Source organism: Sulfitobacter sp. S223 (assembly GCF_025143825.1).
Taxonomy (GTDB): Bacteria; Pseudomonadota; Alphaproteobacteria; order Rhodobacterales; family Rhodobacteraceae; genus Sulfitobacter.
Genome location: NZ_CP083560.1, coordinates 2,503,051 through 2,523,078, shown reverse-complemented (window position 1 = coordinate 2,523,078; position 20,028 = coordinate 2,503,051). Strand labels below are relative to the sequence as shown.

General features: G+C 56.7%; 24 protein-coding genes. 12 read left to right on the top strand and 12 right to left on the bottom strand.

Annotation, left to right across the window (positions count from 1 at the left end; all coding sequences use genetic code 11):
* Positions 1 to 3: 3 nt before the first annotated feature.
* From K3757_RS12060 to atpD, 6 genes are read right to left on the bottom strand one after another with little or no spacing between them, the layout of a single operon-like run.
* Positions 4 to 249 carry a F0F1 ATP synthase subunit C gene (locus tag K3757_RS12060; RefSeq protein ID WP_259995824.1) on the bottom strand — a complete coding sequence of 82 codons (246 nt, stop codon included), beginning with the start codon at positions 247 to 249 and terminating at the stop codon, positions 4 to 6.
* Positions 249 to 947, bottom strand: a complete 699-nt coding sequence (locus K3757_RS12055) for a F0F1 ATP synthase subunit A (protein ID WP_259995823.1) — start codon at positions 945 to 947, stop codon at positions 249 to 251. Before K3757_RS12055 ends, K3757_RS12060 begins: the two co-directional genes overlap by 1 nt.
* Complete coding sequence (locus tag K3757_RS12050; RefSeq protein ID WP_259995818.1) at positions 944 to 1,234, bottom strand: ATP synthase subunit I; 291 nt, start codon at positions 1,232 to 1,234, stop codon at positions 944 to 946. The genes K3757_RS12055 and K3757_RS12050 overlap by 4 nt, the downstream gene beginning before the upstream one ends.
* Entirely contained in the window at positions 1,231 to 1,524 is a 294-nt protein-coding gene (locus K3757_RS12045; RefSeq protein WP_259995817.1) for an AtpZ/AtpI family protein, read from the bottom strand. Before K3757_RS12045 ends, K3757_RS12050 begins: the two co-directional genes overlap by 4 nt.
* A complete protein-coding gene (locus K3757_RS12040; protein ID WP_259995815.1) occupies positions 1,521 to 1,931 on the bottom strand; it encodes a F0F1 ATP synthase subunit epsilon in 411 nt (136 codons plus the stop codon). The genes K3757_RS12045 and K3757_RS12040 overlap by 4 nt, the downstream gene beginning before the upstream one ends.
* A complete protein-coding gene (gene atpD / locus K3757_RS12035) occupies positions 1,928 to 3,379 on the bottom strand; it encodes a F0F1 ATP synthase subunit beta (protein WP_259995814.1) in 1,452 nt (483 codons plus the stop codon). The genes K3757_RS12040 and atpD overlap by 4 nt, the downstream gene beginning before the upstream one ends.
* A gap of 215 nt (positions 3,380 to 3,594) precedes the next feature.
* Here atpD and K3757_RS12030 point away from each other — a divergent pair, with 215 nt between their 5' ends.
* A complete protein-coding gene (locus K3757_RS12030; protein WP_259995812.1) occupies positions 3,595 to 4,014 on the top strand; it encodes a cupin domain-containing protein in 420 nt (139 codons plus the stop codon).
* 65 nt (positions 4,015 to 4,079) lie between these two features.
* Here the strand turns inward: K3757_RS12030 and K3757_RS12025 are convergent, their stop codons facing one another.
* Entirely contained in the window at positions 4,080 to 4,334 is a 255-nt protein-coding gene (locus tag K3757_RS12025; RefSeq protein ID WP_259995811.1) for a hypothetical protein, read from the bottom strand.
* Between the two features lie 393 nt (positions 4,335 to 4,727).
* Between K3757_RS12025 and K3757_RS12020 the strand changes: the two genes are divergently transcribed.
* The 3 genes from K3757_RS12020 to K3757_RS12010 are packed head-to-tail and all read left to right on the top strand — an operon-like array spanning position 4,728 to position 7,864.
* Positions 4,728 to 5,675: a J domain-containing protein gene (locus K3757_RS12020; RefSeq protein ID WP_259995810.1), complete on the top strand. Its 948-nt coding sequence runs from the start codon at positions 4,728 to 4,730 to the stop codon at positions 5,673 to 5,675.
* On the top strand, positions 5,672 to 6,001 hold the full coding sequence (locus tag K3757_RS12015; RefSeq protein WP_259995809.1) for a hypothetical protein: 330 nt from the start codon (positions 5,672 to 5,674) through the stop codon (positions 5,999 to 6,001). The genes K3757_RS12020 and K3757_RS12015 overlap by 4 nt, the downstream gene beginning before the upstream one ends.
* Positions 6,002 to 7,864, top strand: coding sequence for a heavy metal translocating P-type ATPase (locus K3757_RS12010; RefSeq protein ID WP_259995808.1), 1,863 nt, complete (start codon positions 6,002 to 6,004; stop codon positions 7,862 to 7,864).
* An 18-nt stretch (positions 7,865 to 7,882) separates the two neighbouring features.
* Here the strand turns inward: K3757_RS12010 and K3757_RS12005 are convergent, their stop codons facing one another.
* Complete coding sequence (locus K3757_RS12005; protein ID WP_259995807.1) at positions 7,883 to 8,806, bottom strand: hydrogen peroxide-inducible genes activator; 924 nt, start codon at positions 8,804 to 8,806, stop codon at positions 7,883 to 7,885.
* A 102-nt stretch (positions 8,807 to 8,908) separates the two neighbouring features.
* Here K3757_RS12005 and K3757_RS12000 point away from each other — a divergent pair, with 102 nt between their 5' ends.
* The 5 genes from K3757_RS12000 (at position 8,909) to K3757_RS11980 (ending at position 13,587) form a co-directional block, all read left to right on the top strand.
* The gene (locus K3757_RS12000; protein ID WP_259995806.1) at positions 8,909 to 9,349 is read left to right on the top strand and encodes a Dps family protein; all 441 of its coding nucleotides are present in this window, start codon (positions 8,909 to 8,911) and stop codon (positions 9,347 to 9,349) included.
* A 74-nt stretch (positions 9,350 to 9,423) separates the two neighbouring features.
* The gene (locus K3757_RS11995) at positions 9,424 to 10,296 is read left to right on the top strand and encodes an MBL fold metallo-hydrolase (protein WP_259995805.1); all 873 of its coding nucleotides are present in this window, start codon (positions 9,424 to 9,426) and stop codon (positions 10,294 to 10,296) included.
* Between the two features lie 201 nt (positions 10,297 to 10,497).
* Complete coding sequence (locus tag K3757_RS11990) at positions 10,498 to 11,721, top strand: HlyD family efflux transporter periplasmic adaptor subunit (protein ID WP_259995803.1); 1,224 nt, start codon at positions 10,498 to 10,500, stop codon at positions 11,719 to 11,721.
* Positions 11,718 to 12,890, top strand: coding sequence for an FtsX-like permease family protein (locus K3757_RS11985; protein ID WP_259995802.1), 1,173 nt, complete (start codon positions 11,718 to 11,720; stop codon positions 12,888 to 12,890). The genes K3757_RS11990 and K3757_RS11985 overlap by 4 nt, the downstream gene beginning before the upstream one ends.
* Position 12,891: 1 nt before the next feature.
* Complete coding sequence (locus K3757_RS11980) at positions 12,892 to 13,587, top strand: ATP-binding cassette domain-containing protein (protein ID WP_259995801.1); 696 nt, start codon at positions 12,892 to 12,894, stop codon at positions 13,585 to 13,587.
* Positions 13,588 to 13,611: 24 nt separating this feature from the next.
* On the opposite strand, the gene K3757_RS11975 is transcribed toward K3757_RS11980, so the two are convergent.
* A complete protein-coding gene (locus K3757_RS11975; protein ID WP_259995797.1) occupies positions 13,612 to 13,992 on the bottom strand; it encodes a carboxymuconolactone decarboxylase family protein in 381 nt (126 codons plus the stop codon).
* A gap of 344 nt (positions 13,993 to 14,336) precedes the next feature.
* Between K3757_RS11975 and K3757_RS11970 the strand changes: the two genes are divergently transcribed.
* From K3757_RS11970 to K3757_RS11960, 3 genes are read left to right on the top strand one after another with little or no spacing between them, the layout of a single operon-like run.
* Entirely contained in the window at positions 14,337 to 15,089 is a 753-nt protein-coding gene (locus K3757_RS11970; protein WP_259995796.1) for an amino acid ABC transporter substrate-binding protein, read from the top strand.
* A 4-nt stretch (positions 15,090 to 15,093) separates the two neighbouring features.
* Complete coding sequence (locus K3757_RS11965; protein WP_259995795.1) at positions 15,094 to 15,768, top strand: amino acid ABC transporter permease; 675 nt, start codon at positions 15,094 to 15,096, stop codon at positions 15,766 to 15,768.
* Positions 15,765 to 16,538, top strand: a complete 774-nt coding sequence (locus K3757_RS11960; protein WP_259995794.1) for an amino acid ABC transporter ATP-binding protein — start codon at positions 15,765 to 15,767, stop codon at positions 16,536 to 16,538. Before K3757_RS11965 ends, K3757_RS11960 begins: the two co-directional genes overlap by 4 nt.
* An 87-nt stretch (positions 16,539 to 16,625) precedes the next feature.
* Here the strand turns inward: K3757_RS11960 and K3757_RS11955 are convergent, their stop codons facing one another.
* From K3757_RS11955 to K3757_RS11945, 3 genes are all read right to left on the bottom strand, one after another.
* Entirely contained in the window at positions 16,626 to 18,275 is a 1,650-nt protein-coding gene (locus K3757_RS11955; protein ID WP_259995793.1) for an NAD(P)/FAD-dependent oxidoreductase, read from the bottom strand.
* Positions 18,272 to 19,096 carry a carbon-nitrogen hydrolase family protein gene (locus K3757_RS11950; protein WP_259995792.1) on the bottom strand — a complete coding sequence of 275 codons (825 nt, stop codon included), beginning with the start codon at positions 19,094 to 19,096 and terminating at the stop codon, positions 18,272 to 18,274. Before K3757_RS11950 ends, K3757_RS11955 begins: the two co-directional genes overlap by 4 nt.
* A gap of 233 nt (positions 19,097 to 19,329) precedes the next feature.
* Entirely contained in the window at positions 19,330 to 19,977 is a 648-nt protein-coding gene (locus K3757_RS11945; protein ID WP_259995791.1) for a TetR/AcrR family transcriptional regulator, read from the bottom strand.
* Between the last annotated feature and the right edge of the window lie 51 nt (positions 19,978 to 20,028).

Genomic DNA, 20,028 nt, shown 5'->3' with positions numbered 1-20,028 from the left:
GCCCTAACCCAGTAACGGGTTGGCAAAGAGCAGCAGCAGCGCAATAACCAGACAATAGATCGCCGTTGTCTCGATCATGGCAAGGCCGACGAAAAGGGTGCGTGAAATGCTGTTTGCCGCCTCGGGCTGGCGCGCAATGGCATCCATGGCTGACGCAACCGCGCGCCCCTCTGCGATCGCTGGGCCAAGCGCGCCGAATGACACAGCAAAGGCGGCTCCGAGAATGCTGGCAAGAGCGAGATAATCCATTATGTTTCCTTTTGATTTTCAGTGAGAGATTGCTTCGACGTGCCATCGGCAACGGTAGATGCGATGAAGACCATTGCGAGAACCGCAAAGATATAGGCTTGCACCAGCCCCGTAAGCAGATCGAGCGCCATCAGAGGGATGGGCACCAGTAATCCTGCCAGCGAGGCGACGATGCCAATGACGAAGACGCCGCTCATGACGTTTCCGAACAGACGCACGAACATGGAGAACACCCGCGTCAGGCTTTGCAGAATGTTAAGGGGGATCATCAAGGGATTAGGGGCAGCAAAGGACTTGAGGTAGCCGCTAACACCGTCCCCGCGCACGCCGAACCAGATCACAGAGACGAAAACCAGCAGCGCAAGAGCGGCATCTGTCTCCAGCTGTGCGGTCGGCGGCTCTACTCCCGGCAGAAGAGAGGACCAGTTCGCTGCAAGAATGAAGATGAACAATGTACCGATGAAGGCGCGGTAAGGGGCGGGCCGAGCGCCCGTGGTCTCAGCGATCTGCGTGTCCAGCGTGGCGACAATCAGCTCTATCGCGGCTTGCCAACGGGTAGGCCGCAGTGTCAATCGCCGGGTAAGCATATATGCGCCGAAAACAAGCAGCACCATGATGACCCATGTCGTCAAAATTGCTTGCGTGACGGGGATGGGGCCAAGCTCGAACAGGGCTTCGGATTCAAGCGGGGAATTCATGTGACTTCCCTTTGCGTCCGGCGCATCATCAGCGACTTTGCACATATCAGCCCCGCCAAAGCGGCAAGCAACGCAGGGCCGCCGGCAAGCACAGCGACGAAAAAGCCGACAGTGACCAGCGCAAGCCGACCAAGCGTCAGCGCCAGCGCCTTAAGCGGCGGGCCTTCACCGACAATGAGATTGGTAGTCTCCAGAAGGGAGCGGAAATATCCGTGCCCGATAAGAAGCCCGCCCAGAAAACTGACGGGAAGGGTCACCAATAGCGGTAGGGTTGTCAGATCAGTCATCTTGCATTCATCCATCTCCAGGCAGTCCAGCCACCAAGGCAAAGACCAAGCAACATCAACGGCGCGCTCCAGAAAACGCCGGTTTCAAATCGTGCATCAATCATGCGGCCCAGAAATAGACCTGCCAGTGTTGGCACCACGAATATCCAGCCCAACACGCCGATCTGTGCCAACCGGCGGCCCACAGACATGTCGCCCTCACGCAACCAGCGCGCGCGGCGGTCGCGGCGCAATCGGGTCTGCACGACAAGCGGATCTTCGGCGGTGTCGTCTTCGGATTGATTGCTCATCGGAACGCCCCTGTGTCTGCGCCTGCTTTCAAGCGGCTGACCATGTGGCGAATGGCGTTGAATTGCAGGCGCATTGTCTCGGTGTGTTCAACCCGTTCCGTGTTGGCGTCGGCTTGAAACCGCGCCAGAACCTCGTTGTCGAGAGTGCCAAGGTGCTCTCCGGTGATTGCCTCTCGGGTGGCTATTTCAACGTCAGAGCCGTCTGCTACAGTCATCACGCCCCCCCGCAGCGCGCAAAAATGCTCTGCGTCGGCAGTGCGCCAGCTAACAATAGAGATGGCAAGAGACGTGACAAAAGGGGCATGACCCGGAAGGATGCCAAAGCTGCCGGTCGCATCCTCGGCGCGCAGGCATTCAATGTCTTCATCGACGAGGGCGGCCAAGGGCGTGTTAATTCTCAGTCTCATGCCGCAGCCTCTTTTGCGGCTGCCGCTGCTGCCTCTTTCCGGCGCGCGTCCTCTAGCGTTCCAACCATATAAAGAGAGCTTTCAGACCAGTTATCGGCCACGCCGTTCAATATCGCGCGGCACCCGCTAAGTGTTTGTGACAGCGGAACACTGGCGCCGGGTGTGCCGGTAAAGGCTTCGGTCACCATGAAGGGTTGCGTCAGGAAACGCTGCAAACGTCTTGCACGTTTGACGATCAGGCGGTCCTCGGCGCCCAGTTCTTCTACGCCCAGCAGCGAGATGATGTCCGTGAGTTCCCGAAACCGTGCCAGCGCCTGCCGCACGTCTTCGGCAGTTTTGTAATGCAAGTCCCCCACCACCAGCGGATCCAGCAACATAGAGGAAGAGGCCAGCGGATCAATCGCGGGATAGAACCCCTCGGCTGCCTGTGCGCGGCTTAGCACGATGACGCAGTCCATGTGGCTGGAAATCGTGGTGACAGCCGGATCGGTGAAGTCATCGGCGGGGACGTAAACCGCCTGAATGGCCGTGACAGCAGACCCCGCGACAGAGGCGATGCGTTCTTGCAGACCGGCAACCTCGGTCGCCAATGTCGGCTGATACCCCACGCGTGAGGGCAGGCGGCCAAGCAGGCTTGATACCTCCGCGCCCGCTTGCACAAAACGAAAGACGTTATCCATCAGCAGCAGTACGTTCTGGTGTTTTTGATCACGGAAGTATTCCGAGATTGTCAGCGCCGTCAGCGGTGCACGCCAGCGCGCACCCGGAGGTTCGTTCATCTGGCCGTAAACCATGACGGTACGCTCCAGCACGCCAGAGTCGCGCATTTCGGTCAGCAATTCATGCCCCTCGCGGGAACGCTCCCCCACGCCTGCAAAAACAGAGATTCCTTCATATTTCTCGACCATGGCGCGGATCAGCTCCATCACCAGTACCGTCTTGCCCACGCCAGCGCCGCCAAACATCGCGGCCTTGCCGCCCTGTGCGAGGGGTGTCAGCAGGTCGATGACTTTGATACCGGTTTCGAACACGTCGGTGGTTCGGGTCTGGTTGCGCAGTGCCGGCGCATGGGCGTGGATCGACCGGCGCGGGGTATCATCGGGCAGGGCAGGGCCGTCGTCTTTGGGATTACCCACCACATCCAGAAGCCGCCCGAGAACGGGCGTGCCAACAGGCACCGCAACCGCACCGCCTGTCGCGCGCACGGACACTCCGCGGGCCAGTCCGGCAGTCGACTGGAACGCGACGGCGCGCAACCTGGTCAGGTCAAGATGGCTGTGCACCTCAATAATCAGCGGAGTAGGTCGGTCCCACTCTACAATCAGCGCTGTGTTGATCGCAGGCAGCTTGCCGCTGTCAAAAACAACATCCACAACTGCGCCTCTGACCGCATGAACAACGCCGACGGATTGTTGGGCGGGATCGGTGGTCAAATCAGGTTCTGGCATGTGTCCGGGTGGCTTTCTGAGTGGAATCGACACAGTGTTTTTAGCACAGAAGGAAATCGTGCATTCTGATCAGCGTCAGCCGTGCATCGATTTTTGGCACTCTTTATTAACAGGTCGCCGAGGGCCGCTCACTAACCCTGATCAGTGCGCGTGCGAATACAGTGGGAGAAACTGTCAGAATGCTGCCGGTCGGCGGCTTCATTTGGGAGAAAACCATGAATGGATACTTTGGAAATATCGAAGAGTTGGCCGAAGAGAATACCAATTTTCGTCAGGTCCTGTATTCGGGTACCAAGCTACAACTGGTTTTGATGTCGCTTGAACCGGGGCAAGAAATCGGCGGAGAGATACACGCCGACACCGACCAGTTTTTCAGGATCGAGGACGGAAAAGGGCGCTTTTTGGTAGATGGCACACCACATAAGATTGGACCCGGCGATGGTGTCGTGGTGCCAGCAGGCGCGCATCACAACGTGATCTGTACAGGGCATTTGCCGCTGAAGATGTACACAATATACGGCCCCCCGCATCATGAGGACCAGCTTGTCCAGAAGACGAAAGAAGAGGCGGATGCCTCTGACGAAAGCTTTGAAGGACAAGCCACGGAACAATCCGGCGACGTTGTGCAAGTATAGCCAGAGACCACGGCCCACATTCGGGCGCGTCTCCTATCCAGGTAATAGAGGCACGCAACAGTGCGCTATAGCGGGACGTTGTCAAAGAGATCATAATCGTCGGCATCGGGTGGAGCCTCTGCCGATGATGCTTTGCGCTGGGACGATTTTTCAGGGGTTTCCGTCACCTTTTCATCGGGATGGAACGCAGGTTTGTCTGATACCTGCTGCTTTGTTCTGTCGGTATCTGTCTCTTTCATGGCAATCTCGCTTTTATCAAAAGTTACAGTACACCACCTTTCGGCACTGACTGGCGGCAGCTTGGCATCTACAGATGTCATGGATGTGACAAACAGGAAAATTTACGGTTCTGGGTGTTCATGGAACGCGTTCTCGGCATTTCCAAATGCATGCGGCGCCCACAGCCCGATTTGAACCGCAGGCCGGTTTGCTGACACAAGTTCAGGATAGCTGCGACCAGATCTGACTGAATGCCCCCACAAATTTCGGTTGTTCGTTGGCTGACTTGTATGCAACCTTGATGGCCGGACCTGAGTGCAAAATGCTTTTTGGACCATCGGCAGAGCAGCCGCTCTAAAGAGACGCCAATGCGCGTGTCGCTAGCTAACATGGATCAGTGAAGCAGGCGGCGATGGCATGGCATTCAGGCAAAAGAGGCCATGTGCAGATCACGGATTTTGGTGGTCAGGCCGGGCCAAAGTAAAGGAACGCGAATGTCCAACGACCCATACGAAGCGCTTGGCCTAACCAAGACCGCCTCGGCAGATGATATCAAGAAGGCCTACCGCAAGCTGGTCCGCACCAGTCACCCCGATCTGCACCCCGATGATGCAGGCGCTGAGGCGCGGTTCAAGGCAATTTCAGCAGCCTATGATTTGTTGAAAGACCCCGAGACACGCGCGCGGTTTGACGCCGGAGAAATTGACGGGTCGGGGGCAGAACAGCCGCAGCGCCAGTACTACCGCGATTTCACGGATGCCCCCGAGAACAGATACCAGCAAAGCCACGGGTTTGGCGCTGATGCAGATCCAGCAGACATCTTTGCAGAGATTTTGCGCAACCGCGCGCGTCAAGGTGGCGAAGACAGGTTTGGCGGACGCGGGTTTTCTGCTGCGGGCAGGGATGCGCGCTATACGCTCAGTGTTCCGTTTCTGGATGCAGTACGCGGAGCAGACACTGGCATAACCTTGCCTGATGGTGCGCGCCTTTCGGTGAAGATTCCGCGCGGTACAGAGGATGGTCAAACTCTGAGGTTGCGTGGTAAAGGCGCGCCGGGTTTCGGCGGTGGGCCAGCCGGTGATGCGCTGATAACGATCTCCGTCGTTCCCCATCCTGTATTTGCCCGCGATGGAGATGATATTGTGCTGACGCTGCCCATCACCATTGATGAGGCTGTGCTGGGCGGCAAGGTTACGACACCAACGATTGACGGACCCGTCGGCCTTACCATTCCTGCCAATGCCAGTTCTGGCCGGATCTTGCGCCTGCGCGGACGCGGCGTTGCCAAGGCGGGTAAAAAGACGCCCGGCGATCAGCGCGTTGAGCTGAAAATCGTCGCACCGCCAGAAGCTGATGCCAGCCTAAAGGAATTCCTGACGGAGTGGCGCAAGTCCCAGAACTTTGATCCAAGGGCCGACCTGATGAAAGGAGCAGCGACATGACGGAGCGGTATTCTCAGGACGATGTTGTCGCGACTGTAACAAGGCTGACCCACACACAGTTGGTACGCTTTATCGACGGTGCTTTGGTTAAGCCACAGCGCGAGGAGGGAGTATATGTCTTCCTGCCGGTGGATATATCGCGGCTGGAACTATTGTGCGATCTCTCCATAGACATGGAGATGGATGATGTGGCGCTTGGCATTGTGATCTCTTTGCTGGATCAGCTTCACGCAGCGCGCAAGGATCTTGCCGATCTGGCTAGCGCCATTGATGTGCTGCCGACTGATTTGCAGGAAAATATCCTGACGGCCTTAAAGCAGCGCTAAATGGCTGAGACATCTGCGCCACTGGGTACGCTTTTTGCGGATCGATTGAAGGTCGGCCTTTTGGCTGTTGCTTTGGTGGGGCTTGTTACCGGCCTTTGCCTGTTGCTTGCCTCACTACCCGATCTGGCCAAGCTTGTGTTTGCGGCAGGTGTTGTGCCGGTCCTTGCGGGACTGGTCATCGACATCATTCGCAGTCTTTCGCGGGGCGAGGTCGGGCTTGATATCGTGGCCGCTCTGTCAATGTCGGCGGCGCTTGTTTTCGGCGAAACGCTTGCCGCTGCGGTGGTTGCGCTGATGTACGCGGGCGGTGCATTCCTTGAAAGCTTCGCCGAAGGCCGCGCCCGCCGCGAAATGAGCGATCTTCTGTCGCGCGTACCGCGTACCGCGACACGGTACGAAAACGGCGGTCTGGCCGAGGTGCCACTGGATGACCTCGCGCCGGATGATCTGATCTTGATCCATCAAGGGGATGTGGCACCCGTTGACGGTAAGGTGCAAAGCGATGCTGCGATGCTGGATCAGTCGGCGCTAACGGGTGAGGCAATGCCAGTGCGCCTGCTACGCGACCATGACGTGCTGAGCGGGTCCACCAACGCGGGGGACGCGTTTGATTTGCGGGTGACCCGGACAGCAGCAAACAGCACCTACGCAGGCATCGTCCGGTTGGTCGAGGCTGCGCAGGCGTCCAAGGCGCCTATGGCACGGCTTGCCGACCAGTGGTCATTGCTATTCCTCGTCGTCACCGTCTGTCTCGCTTTTGCGGCTTGGTGGTTTACAGGTGATCCTATCCGCGCAGTTGCTGTACTGGTCGTCGCCACACCCTGTCCGCTTATCCTGGCTGTGCCCGTGGCTTTGGTCGCGGGTTTATCAAGGGCGGCACATTTCGGTGTGCTGATCAAAGGGGCCAAACCACTAGAGGTCTTGGCCCGCATAAGAACGCTCATCCTTGACAAGACTGGCACGCTTACCGACGGGCGGCCGCAAATCGTGTCGATCTCGGCGAAAGGTGACCTGACGGAGGATGATGTTCTGCTGGCAGCCGCCGCGCTTGATCAGGCATCAAAGCACCCGATCGCGCAAGCGATTGTTGCGGCCGCTTTGGCGCGCGGCCTTGTGTTGCCTGCCCCTGAAAATATGGTGGAGACAGCCGGCGAAGGGATGGCAGGCACGGTGAACGGACGTGCTGTCGTCGTCGGCGGGATTGCCTTTGTTGACGCGCATGTTGAAGGCGCAATACCCGATACAGATGCCCTTGCGGCAGGTGTCGTTGTCGTTGCTGTCGCGATTGAGGGGCGCATTGCAGGGCAGATCGTCATGGCCGACCCGCTGCGTGAGGGCACAGAGGCATTGCTGGGCGGTCTGCGCAGGTTCGGTATCGACCGCATACTACTGGCTACAGGCGACCGTCGCGCTGTTGCCGAAGAGGTAACTGCGGGGCTTGGGTTGGATGCTGTCCGTTCAGAGCTGACACCGGACCAAAAGGTGCTGCTTGTCCTGACCGAGCGTAAGAACGGGCCGGTGATGATGGTCGGTGACGGGGTGAATGATGCGCCTGCGCTGGCAGCGGCGGACATCGGGGTTGCCATGGGCGCACGTGGGGCTGCGGCCTCTGCCGAGGCAGCAGATGTTGTTCTACTGGTGGATCATCTTGATCGGCTTTTGCCCGGGATCGAGATTGCGATCGGCGCGCGCAGGATTGCGCTGGAAAGCGTTGTGGCGGGCATCGGTTTGTCGATCATGGGCATGATCGCTGCCGCGCTGGGCTATCTCACGCCGGTGCAGGGGGCCGTTTTGCAAGAGGTCATCGATGTCGCTGTCATTCTAAACGCGCTGCGCGCGCTTAGGATCAATCCGAAAGTCTGATCTCGAAAAGGGCCGTTTTCAGGTTTTGTTACCTTTTATGCGTGGACGCACGGGCTGCGCAGCATGGGTCTGGCGCATTAGCTCTGCCAGTTTTTCAAACAGGTCTTCGCGGGCCGAATTTTTGCGCCAAGCCAGCACAACATGCCTTGGGCAGGCATCGGGTAACGGTGTCAGGTTGATGTCAGCATTTAAGGCAATGCCAGCATCGATGGCCAGATTGGGAAGCAGCGTAACACCCAAGCCTTCGGATACCATTGCGACAAGGGTGGTCAGGCTGGTTGCGGCAAAAGTCTCGTCTTGGGCAAGGTCTTTGTCAGGGTATGCTTGTAACGCGTGCCTTTGCAGGCAATGCCCCTTCTCCAACAGCATCAGCTGGCCTGCGTCTGACAGCGCGGCCAGTCCCGTACTTTGGGGGCGCGCCCCCCGAGAAGGGGTCGCCAATTGATATCCGTCTTCGAACAACGGCGCCGTTTCAAGCGTGCCGATGTCAAAGGGCAGGGCGATCAGGATTAGATCCAGCCGTCCCTTGTTCAGGCCTTCAATCAGGGATTCAGTCATTTCCTCGCGCAGATATAACCTGAGGTCGGGAAACTGATCTCGCACGAGTGGCAGCACCTGCGGAATGATATAGGGGCCGATCGTCGGGATTGCTCCGAGACGCAAATCACCAACTTCAGGGTTCTGATGCGCTTTTGCCAGATTTTCGATCTCCTTGGCGTCCAGGAGCAAAGATCGGGCGCGTTCGACGATTTCCATTCCCACGGAGGTGAGCATCACGCTGCGCCGCGTACGCTCGATAAGTTGTACACCAAGCCTGTCTTCAAGCTCTTTTATACCGGCGCTGAGGGTAGGCTGCGTGACAAAGCTGATCTGTGCGGCGCGTGAAAAGCTTGAAGTATCGGCGACGGCAATCAGGAACTGCAGATGGCGTAAGGTAAACATATAGATAAATCCTATTAATGACAAAAACATATTCAATTTGATCTATGTGAGGCAAGCGCCTATCTCTTGGGTATAGAAATGATAGCGATAGGAAACGATGATATGACCGATACCACCCAAAATATTGCCTCGCTGAACGCCGTGCTGGGAGAGACCTTTCGTCTTTATATCCAGACGCACGGATACCATTGGAATGTCGAAGGCCCCAATTTTCGCCAGTTGCACATGACCTTTGAAGAGCAATACCAGAATCTTTGGGCTGCGCTGGATGAGATCGCAGAGCGTATTCGCGCACTTGGTGCCTATGCGCCGGGGAATGTCGCGGCGTTGATGGCATTGGCTGGTCCTGAAGAGGAGCCCGCGCAATCAGCCGAAGATATGATCGCCAAACTGATCGTGGGCCATGAGGCTTTGACCAAGACACTGCGCGCAGCGATCAAAACGGCTGCCGCGGCCGAAGACGAAGTGTCCGTGGGCTTTTTGACTAATCGCTTGGAATGGCATGAGAAAGAGCTGTGGATGATGAAAGCAGGCGCACGGTGAACCCACACGATTAACGGATCAACAGGTTTGCCGTCACCGATTGTGACGGCAAACATAGATAAGGGAGAATATCCATGACTAACCCGATTGTGAAACCCTTCTGGGACGCGCCAACAGGCAGCTGGCAATATGTTTTCCACGATCCGAAAACCATGAAAGGAGCGATTGTTGACCCTGTGTTGGACTTTGATCCTCTTGCGGGTGCGACCTCTACCTCCAATGCGGAGCGGATACTGAGCTATGTGCAGGACACAGGCATAGAGATCGTGTGGATTCTTGACACGCACCCGCACGCTGACCATTTCTCGGCAGCGCCATGGTTGTCACAACAGTTGGATGCGCCAATGGCAATAGGTGCGCAAGTGACCGGGGTGCAGAAGCTCTGGAAAGACATATACAATCTGTCCGATGACTTTGCTGTGGACGGCAGCCAGTGGGACCAGCTGTTCGTTGATGGTGCCGAATTCATGGTCGGTGACGTGCCTGTCAGGGTCATGTTCTCTCCGGGGCATACTTTGGCTTCGATCAGCTATATCGCTGGCGATGCGGCGTTTGTTCATGACACGCTGATGATGCCCGATAGCGGATCATCCCGCGCCGATTTCCCCGGAGGCAGCTCAAAAGCGCTGTACCAAAGCATTCAGGGTATTCTGGCGCTTCCCGACGACACCCGCGTGTTTGTCGGACATGACTATGCGCCGAACGGTCGTGATCCGGCCTGCGTTGCCACAGTGGCTGAGCATAAAACGTCAAATATCCATTTCCACGATAACCCTGACGAGCAGTCCTTTCGGGCCCTGCGGGACAGTCGCGACAGAACTCTTGCCTTGCCAAAGCTGATGCTGGCGGCTTTGCAAGTGAACATCCGTGGCGGACGTCTACCTGAGCCTGAAGACAACGGGCGCGCGTATCTGAAGATTCCGATGAATTACTTTGAACCGAGATAGGTCTGCGGCGACGGATATGTGTCTGGTGCGGCCTAAGCGCGTGTATGGTTTTTCGGCGTTTCACTTTGGGAAATCGATCTACTTCTCTGCCGTTTGACTTGGATCAAATCTAAATTCGCGAAGTTGAATGTAAGGTGCGAACGACAGCGTTGTTGGATGAGTGTGTTTCATGGACAGCGTGCTGACAGGATCGGATATTGGATGAATGACCAACCGCCAAAGGATCTACCGCTTGAGATAATCAAGCACGAAGCGGGTGGTCCGGCAAACTTGACGAAGCGGCGGTGGTTCCGACCGCGCTATCTGCTGGTCTTGCTGATCCCTGTATTCCTGTTCACAGGCGGGGTGATCGGAATGTATTACCAGCCGCCCGGATTGCAGAAATTCTATGCAGTAACGGGATTGGAACCGGGGGGCGGCTCTGTTTCGCCGATTGCGCTGCCGCCGGAAATCGAATTGCCGCAGGACATGGTGGAAACCATGCGGGATACGGATGTGATTGGCTTGGCCCGTCTTATGCCGCGCGGTGACGTATCCATTGTTGCAGCACCTTACGGGGCAGGGGACGCGCGCGTTGCCGAAATTCTGGTGGCAGAAGGCGAGACGCTGCAGAAGGGAACGCCGGTCGCACGGCTGGACAATTACGAAGTGCTGCAAAGCGCCGTGTTGCAAGCAGAGGCTGCCGTTGCAATCCGAGAGGCAACATTGATGCAGACCCGATCCGCCGTACAAAACAGCCGTGACGAGGCACAGGCTGCGCTGGATCAACTCCGCAGTGCCGCAGCCGAGGCCGAAGCAGAGCTGGCGCGGGCAAGATCATTGTTTGAGCGGGGCGTCACTACACGGGCAACGTTGGATACTCTCACCGCCGGATCACAACAGGCTTCCTCTGCCGTAACAAAGGCCGAAGCGACATTGGCACGCTACGCCGCTGTCGCTGTAGAGGAGCAGCCGGATGTCATCGTCGCTGCGCGCAACCTTGACGCAGTGAACGCCGATCTGACCCGCGCCCGCCGTGACCTAGCCCGCGCCGATGTTCTGGCCCCGATAACGGGAACGGTGCTGGATATCCATGCCACGCCCGGTCAACGCCCGCCATCCGAAGGGATCATGGAAATGGGGCATATCGACCAGATGATGGCCGAGGTCGAAATCTATCAGGACCGCATCGTTCAGGTGCAAAAGGGCCAGCCGGTTGAGCTGGTCTCGACGGCGCTGGGCCAGACGTTTCAGGGGCAGGTTGCGTTCATCGGGCTGACCGTGGGGCGGCAGGGACTTGTGTCGGACGATACTGCGGCCAACACAGATGCGCGGGTGATCCGTGTCATGGTGGAGCTTGATGCGGCGTCATCCCTGCTTGCGTCCCGCTTTACCAATCTTGAGGTCATCGCCCGCATCGATACCCATGAAATCGCACGCAAATGACCCGTCTGCTGCATGCTATTCTGGGGCGTTTACCCATAGGCTGGCTGCAACTAACGCACAGTCGTGCGCGATTTGCAGCCGCGTTGGCAGGCGTTGCCTTTGCCAATGTGCTTGTCTTTGTTCAGCTTGGCATCATGAATTCAATGGCCACGGCGACGCTAAAGCCATACGACTTCTTCTCGGCTGACATTATGATCTCTGCCGGTGATGCGAATTCCATGACCGAGGGCGGAAATGTTGCCCGCCAATGGTTGCTGCAATCGTTGGCTGATCCCGATGTCGAATCTGGTATGGGCCTGTTTATCGGCACAGTATCGTGGCAACGCACAAACAGAACACTGGGCCTGACAACCTACGGGATCGACCCGATCCAACCGAAGTTTCTATCTTCCGATTTGGCAAGCAAGACTGCGGTGCTGCAACTTCAGGGGGCCGGCCTGATCGATCGCTTCAGTCGCGGGCTGCCGCGCGATGAAGCGGCCTCCATCCGTCCACAGACACCGCTGTCTTTTGAGGTCTCCGGCAATACGCTGACCTTGTATGACACGTTCGCAGGTGGCGGCGGCTTTGGCGGTGACGGGTATATGATGGTTTCTGACCAGACGTTTCTGACGCTGTTTGCGGCGCGATCTTCTTCTGCGCCCGACCACATTCTTCTGAAAACCAAACCGGGCGCCGATCCCGATCAAGTGGCTGCGCGTTTGCGCCTGTTGATCTCTGACAAGACGCTTAGGGTTCGTTCATATGCGGCTGCGGGACAGGAAGACCTTTCATACCAGCAGACAAAGCGGCCAACTGGCATCATCTTCGGCTTCGGCGTCATTATAGGCATCCTTGTAGGGCTGGTCATTGTGTATCAGGTGCTTTCCACGGATGTGTCGGACCACATGCGAGAGTACGCGACCTTCAAAGCGATGGGGTACAGTCATCTGTTTTTTCTGGGCATTGTCATCGAAGAGGCTGTTATTTTGGGGGTCTTTGGTTTCATCCCCGGTATCGCCGTTGGCACGGCCATTCTGACGGCGATGGCAGCGGCGACCACACTGCCGCTGAAAATGACCTTTGGCATGGCGCTGTCTGTGTTTGTTGGAACGGTCATTGCCTGCACGCTTTCGGGGGCAATCGCCACACGGCGTCTCGCGGCTGCTGATCCGGCGGATTTGTTCTAGAATGGCTGGGCAAAACAAATACCCCATTGCAGCCCGAAACCTCAATCACTGGTTCGGTCAGGGAGAGGCCCGCAAACAGGCGTTGTTTGATATCAACCTAGAAGTTGAAAGGGGCAGCCTGACCGTTTTGATCGGTCCGTCAGGGTCCGGTAAGACGACATTGCTGACCCTGCTGGGCTGCTTACGGGATGTGCAGGACGGATCGGTTCAGCTGCTGGGCCATGAGTTGAATGAAGCAAGCGGCGCGACGCTTATGTCGCTCCGGCGGCGATTGGGCTTCGTGTTTCAGGCGCATAATCTGCACAACAGCTTGACTGCGCGCCAGAACGTCGTAATGGGCCTACAGGTTCATGGCACGCTACCTGCCGGGCAGACTGATAAAGCCGCAAGTCATGTTCTCGGGCTACTGGGGTTGGGGGATCGGCTGGACTATTTGCCCGCCAATCTGTCGGGAGGCCAGAAGCAGCGCGTCGCAGTGGCCCGTGCGCTGATCGGCAATCCTGACGTCATATTTGCAGACGAACCAACTGCAGCGCTGGACCGTGAAAGTGGCGGTAACGTCGTCGCATTGATCAAACGCCTTGGCCATGAACGCGGGACAACCACGGTGATGGTCACCCACGATAGCCGTATCCTTGATCAGGCCGACCGGATTGTCACCCTTGAGGACGGACGCCTTGTCGATAAGGTCCGCTGACGGGGCTGCGGGGGTTTCCCCGGATCAGTCTTCCTCCAGCACCTTTCGGGCAACCCGGAAACATTCAAGAGCCTGTGGTACGCCGCAGTAGATGCCAATCACGTGGATGATGGCGCGCAGTTCGTCTTGGGTGACACCATTGTTGATCGCACCGCGGCAGTGGATTTCCCATTCGTGCATTTTTCCCAAAGCGCCGATCATTGACAGGTTCATCATGCTGCGGGTTTTGGGCTCTATCACATCGTCGCCCCAGCCAAAGCCCCAGCACCACGCTGTCATCGCTTCCTGAAACGGCCGCGAGAACTCATCCGCTGCAGCAAGGTTTTTCTCTACGTATTCAGCGCCTAAAGTGGCTTTGCGTTGCTCCAGCCCTTTCAGGAAAAGGTCTTCGTCAAATGCGCTCATTGGGTGCCTTTCAAATTGATGTTCCGTCAGCCACGACGTGGCCACGCGTCATTGCAAAAGGCGCGGTGGCCTTATGAAAACCATTGTGCTTGGCGCAGCAGGGCGCGTCTATAGCCGGATTGAAAAAGCACCTAACACGTACCCTGCATCAAGGTGACTTGTCGTGCGGCAGCAGACTTGATCGGGTGCAACCGCAGGCGTTGATTTTATTCTCTGAATGGTCCGAGACGAAGAACGTTGTCCCAATGAATCCGGTACACCTGCCACGATAGACTTGTTCGCGCCGACCCCGTTGAACCGCGCATTCTGCATGTTAGATCAGCCTTGAAAGAACGGAGTAAAACATGAAAATTTCAGTCGCAGTTACAGCACTTGCCCTGACAACTTCCTTCGGCGCGGCGCAGGCCGAGACGTTGAATGTCGGCATGTCGGGCGGGTACTTTCCCTTCACCTTCGTAAAGCTGGACAAGCTTCAGGGGTTCGAAGTTGATTTCATCAACGCCATCGCCGCGGAAACCGGAGACGAAGTGAATTTCGTCACCATGTCATTTTCCGGCCTTATCGGCGCATTGGAATCGGGACGGATCGACACCATTGCCAACCAGATCACAATCACGCCAGAGCGTGAGGCAAAATTCGCCTTTTCCCAGCCCTACGTTTTTGACGGCGCGCAAGTTGTGGTCAAATCCGGCAATGAGGACACGATCGCAAGCGTTGCAGATCTGAGCGGTAAAGCCGTCGCCGTTAACCTTGGCTCGAACTTTGAGCAATTGTTGGGCGAGCTGCCCAACGCGGGCGAAATCGACATCCGCACATATGAGAGCAACATCGCACAGGATACGGCCCTTGGCCGCGTCGATGCTTTTGTGATGGACCGCGTGTCCTCGGCCCAGCTTATTGCAGAAAGCCCGCTGCCGCTGGCCTTGGCTGGCAAGCCCTTCAGCGAAATCCGCAACGCGCTTCCGTTCCGGAATGACGATGACGGTGCCGCTTTGCGCAACAAGATAGACGCGGCAATCGTGACGTTGAAAGAGAACGGCACCTTGACCGGGATCTCGGAAAAGTGGTTCGGCACCGACATCACGGTCGCGGAGTAGGCAAATGCGAGCACTGGATTTCGAATACATGTGGGACATGGTGCCAGTTTTGCTGGGTTATGTTCCGCTGACGCTGTTCATGGCGTTGGTCGGTATGTTCTTCGCGCTCATATTTGCCTCTGTCATGGCGGTCGAACGGGTGTTCCGTGTTCCAGTGCTCGATTCATTTGTGCGCCTGTTCATCAGCTTCTTCCGTGGCACCCCGCTGTTGGTACAGCTGTTTTTATTCTACTACGGTCTGCCTCAGGTTTTGGCGTTTTTGACAACGATCAACGGGGTCACTGCCACGATAATGGGGCTCACCCTGCATTTTTCCGCTTATATGGCTGAAAGCATCCGTGCCGCGATCCTTGGAGTAGATCGTAGCCAGTGGGAGGCAGCCCAGGCTGTAGGCATGACCCAAGTCCAAATGATGCAGCATATCATCCTGCCTCAGGCTGCGCGCGTGGCGGCCCCGACACTGGTCAACTACTTCATCGATATGATCAAGGGCACGTCGTTGGCGTTTACGTTGGGGGTCACCGAACTTATGGGGGCGACGCAAAAAGAAGCGGCGGGCAGTTTCCTCTATTTCGAGGCTTTTCTGGTTGTCGCCGCGATTTACTGGATCATGGTCGAGGCTTTGTCCTTTGCGCAGCGCCATCTGGAGACCTATCTGAACAAGGCGTATGCAAGATGATTACTACAGCTGCCATAACCGTCAACGGACTGAACAAATCATTCGGCGACACGTCGGTTCTCAAAGATATCTCGCTTGAAATCCAGTCGGGCGAACGTGTCGTTGTCATCGGTCCATCCGGTACAGGGAAATCCACTTTGTTGAGGTGTCTGAACTATCTGGACCGACCTGAAAGCGGTTTAATCCGGGTGGGTGATCTAACGGTCGATCCGGCAAGCGCATCGCGGTCGGATATTCTGGGACTGCGCCGCCGCACAGCATTCGTGTTCCAGAACTATGCGCTTTTTGCCAATAAGACCGCGCGCGAAAACATTACGCAGGCACTGATCACGGTAAAGGGCCTGTCCAAGGTCGAAGCGAACGCACGCGCGGATGAGACCCTGCGCGAGACCGGTCTGATCGATAAGGCGGATGCCTATCCCGCAGCCCTGTCCGGCGGGCAGCAGCAGCGGATCGGCATCGGGCGTGCCATGGCGCTGGATGCTGATCTGATGCTGTTCGATGAACCGACCTCGGCGCTTGATCCGGAATGGGTGGGAGAGGTGCTGGACCTGATGCGTCGCGTCGCGGAAAAGCATCAGACGATGTTGATCGTCACCCACGAAATGCAATTCGCCCGAGAAATAGCCGACCGGATCATATTCATGTCCGACGGCCAGATAGTAGAACAAGGCACGCCGCAACAGCTGCTTGAAGACCCGCAAGATGCGCGGACCAAGGCATTTCTGCGCCGTGTCGGGAAAACCGGCGCAAGTGAGGGGCAATCCTGAGATTTGGTTGCCGCCGCATCATAACCGGACCCCGCAGCATCCATATCCGGCGAATGCCGATGACTTAGCGCAAGAATGCCTGTGACTCTAATTCAGTAAGGTCAGAGGGCCGTAATCGCTGTATGCGTCCCGTGGCGACGGGTTGTCTGGGTGCGATACGCCGCCGAAGTGGTTGATGATGCCGGACACGGCATTCAACGAGGTCTGGACAGCCCCTTCGACCCACGCGGGTGTCCAGCTAACACCGTCGCCTGCGATGAAAATGCCTTGCTGTTCAGGAGGCATGTCGTCCTGCATAAAATGGCCGAACATCCGGTGATTGTAACGGTAATGTCCGGGTAAGGCACCCTTGAACGCGCCAAGAAAGTTTTCGTCGGCTTCCCAGCTTACGGTGATCGGATCCCCCAGAATGTGGCTTCTGATGTCCAGTGTCGGGTAGATTTTGTTCAATGCTGACAACGCCAATTCTACGCGTTTTCCTGTGGGTAAGGGCAACACTTTGAGCGCGTCTGTCATCCATGAATAACTCAGGCAAATGACAGACGGTTTGTCCGGCCCGTTGTCGAACAAATACGTGCCGCGGGTCATCCGGTCGGTCAATGTCATCGACATGATGTCGCGGCCTGTCTCCGGATCTTTGTCCTTCCAGAAGGGACGGTCGACCATCACAAATGTTTTCGCTGATTGCATAAAGCGGGTGCGGTCCAGTGCCATCCACAAGTCTTGCGAAAACAGTGTCTCTTCGGTGTCGATCTGCGTGGACAACAGGTGGCTTTGGCAGGTGACCAGAACGGCCTCGAAATCTTCTGCGCGGCCCCATTTGTCGGTGACTTCGATTGCTGTACCGGATTGGCGACGAATACGCGCGGCACCGCTACGGGTCGCCCCACCATTGAGGCTCGAAAGGCTGGTGCCTGCGGGCCAATGGGTCAGTTTGTCAGGGCAATGTGTCCAGAGCTTGCGGGGGACCTGTTCAACGCCCCCGACGATGTAGCGCTGGTGATCGTCGCATTCGGTGACATTGACCCTCAGAATTTCCAGCATGGAATTCGGGAAATCTGAATCCCACCCGCCTGTGCCGAATCCAACCTGCCCGAAAACCTCGCGGTGGTGGAAGGATAGCTTTTGGAACGCATCCGAAGAGGCGACAAAATCATAAAAGGTGCGTTCATCCCATGCCTCAACCAGAGGGTCCCATATCTCTTTGATGCGCGGGATGTCACGGTCGCGGATGGCCTGTTTCAACGCAGTGAAATTCGCGCCATCTTCCAAAGCGGCATCATAGGCTTGGGCGACTTCGGTGAACAGTGCGGGCAGATCGGCGAGTGTTTTGGCGTAATGTGTCTCTCCCAGCAAATCAATCACGGTCGACCCCGCCGCAGGGGTCAGCGGGTTGGGGAAGGGGGCGCTTTCCAGCCCAAGCAAGTTGACGTAGTGATAGAAACCGGTTGAAGACACAGGGAAACGCATGCCCCCCAGTTCTGCGATGACACCGTCCACGCCCTCAAAAGGTTGCGAGCGCAGCCTGCCACCAAACTGACCGGATTCAAACAAGATGGGGCGCAGGCCCAGCTTCATCAATTCATAACCGGCAATGACACCCGCAGCACCCGATCCGATGATCGCGACCTTCGCGCCCAAGGCGCTTTGCGGCAAAGACCCAAGCCCCGAAGGGTGGCTAATCCAGTCGTCATACGCAAAGGGGAAGTCGGGGCCGAAAACAGTTACTGGGTTCATTTAGATATTCCGTATAGGTCTGGGCGGCGGTCATTTAAGTGAGATTGGTTCTGTCTCGAAGCCTGCAACTCGTCGCGGCTGAGCGTTGCGTAAAACAGGCCGGTATCGCTTTTGCCAGCGCGGATTCGGTCTGCGCCATCAGGGCCACAAATGCATGATAACCCGTTATAATTGAATGCGCCTTCATGGCCGTGATAGTTGCAGTAGGCAATGTAAATCGCGTTCTCTTCGGCCCGCGCGGGTACAATACGCGCAGCAACGCTGTCGAAGGGTTCCATATTGGCGGTGGGTGTCACGATAAGATCGGCTCCGCGCAGCGCAAGATCACGGGCAACTTCCGGAAATTCGATATCGTAACAAATCGCAAGTCCGACCCGCCAACCGCAAAGGTCGAAAACAGGTGAGAGGCTATTACCTGCTGTGAATTGCGCGCGGTCCACGTTCCCGAAAAGATGGGTTTTGTGATAAAGTGCAAGCTGGTGCCCCATCTTGTTAATGGCGATGCAGCTGTTGAAGTGTCGATCGCGATTTGGCGATGGCAATCCGATAACCAGAGCGATTTTATGTGAAGCCGCGAGGCGGCAAAGGTTTTTGCGTACATCCTCAAATAACGCTGCATGCGCACGGACCGCATCTGCCCCGATATTATATCCCCCGACAAACATTTCAGGAGAGACGAATAGGTCGGCCCCAGCGTTCGCTGCTTCGGCAACGGCGGATCCGAGACGCGCGAGGCAAGTCTCTACATCGCTACTAGGAGGCGTTTGCCACAGAGCAATTTTCATAGGCGTGCTTGCCATAAGGAAATCGTCATATGCCATGTCTGATACATCTGTCCAAAACCTTTGGTGAGGGGCATTCCGGTGTCCATTTGACGTTCTTGGATAGTTGAGAAATCTATGTAAAACCAGTGTTTGACCAACAGCACGACTTAATCCGATCGACCTTGGGCAAAATCCAGTTTGCTTTGCTTCAGAACGCGCTGTCGAAAGTAACATGCCTTTAACGTTAAGGGTACTGGCGGAAGATCGGCTTTATCAGGAGTTTTCCCGCCCTAGACGCGAAAACCTGCAGCGCAAAATCGAATGAGGTGGTCGATCTGCGAGTTTTCCAATTCGGCCCCTGCGCCGAGATCTCCGATACGATGCTGGGATGTCAGCAGTGCAAGCATGGCCGAGACTGAAAATACAAACGCTTCTGCTACCTGTTTTCTGGGGGTTTGGGGAAGCAACCCTGCAATCTGGTGCATGAACACTTCCGCCACTGGATCGAAGCATTCCTTTGAGATTTCGCGCCAGCGGTCATCGGCTGACACGAAGGCCACGAGGCGGGCGTAATGGTGCCAGCGGGGGTCTTCATCCGACAACTTGAAGAAGGGGCGAATGAAGGCAGAGATGAGGTCTTCAAGCGTTGGGTCGCCCTTTGATACTACGTGTTCGAGCGCTGTAAGACGTTCACGTGATAGGGTTTCTGCGCGGCGCGCGACCGTATGATGAAACAGGGCGTTCTTGCCGCCTCCGTGATGGTGGATTGTTCCGACCGGCTCGCCAGCTTCGGCGGCGATGTCCCGGATCGTTGCCCCGTCGAATCCCCTTTGTGCAAATATTGTTTCCGCGGCATCGAAAACGCGCAGCTTTGTCGCGAGTGCCCTTTGTGACGGCGCGCGCTTTCGTTTGCTCTTGGAGGTGTTCGTCTCAGTCATGAAAAGACCTTGCCTTAAGTTGAACATTTGTTCAAGCTAAGCGGAGACACG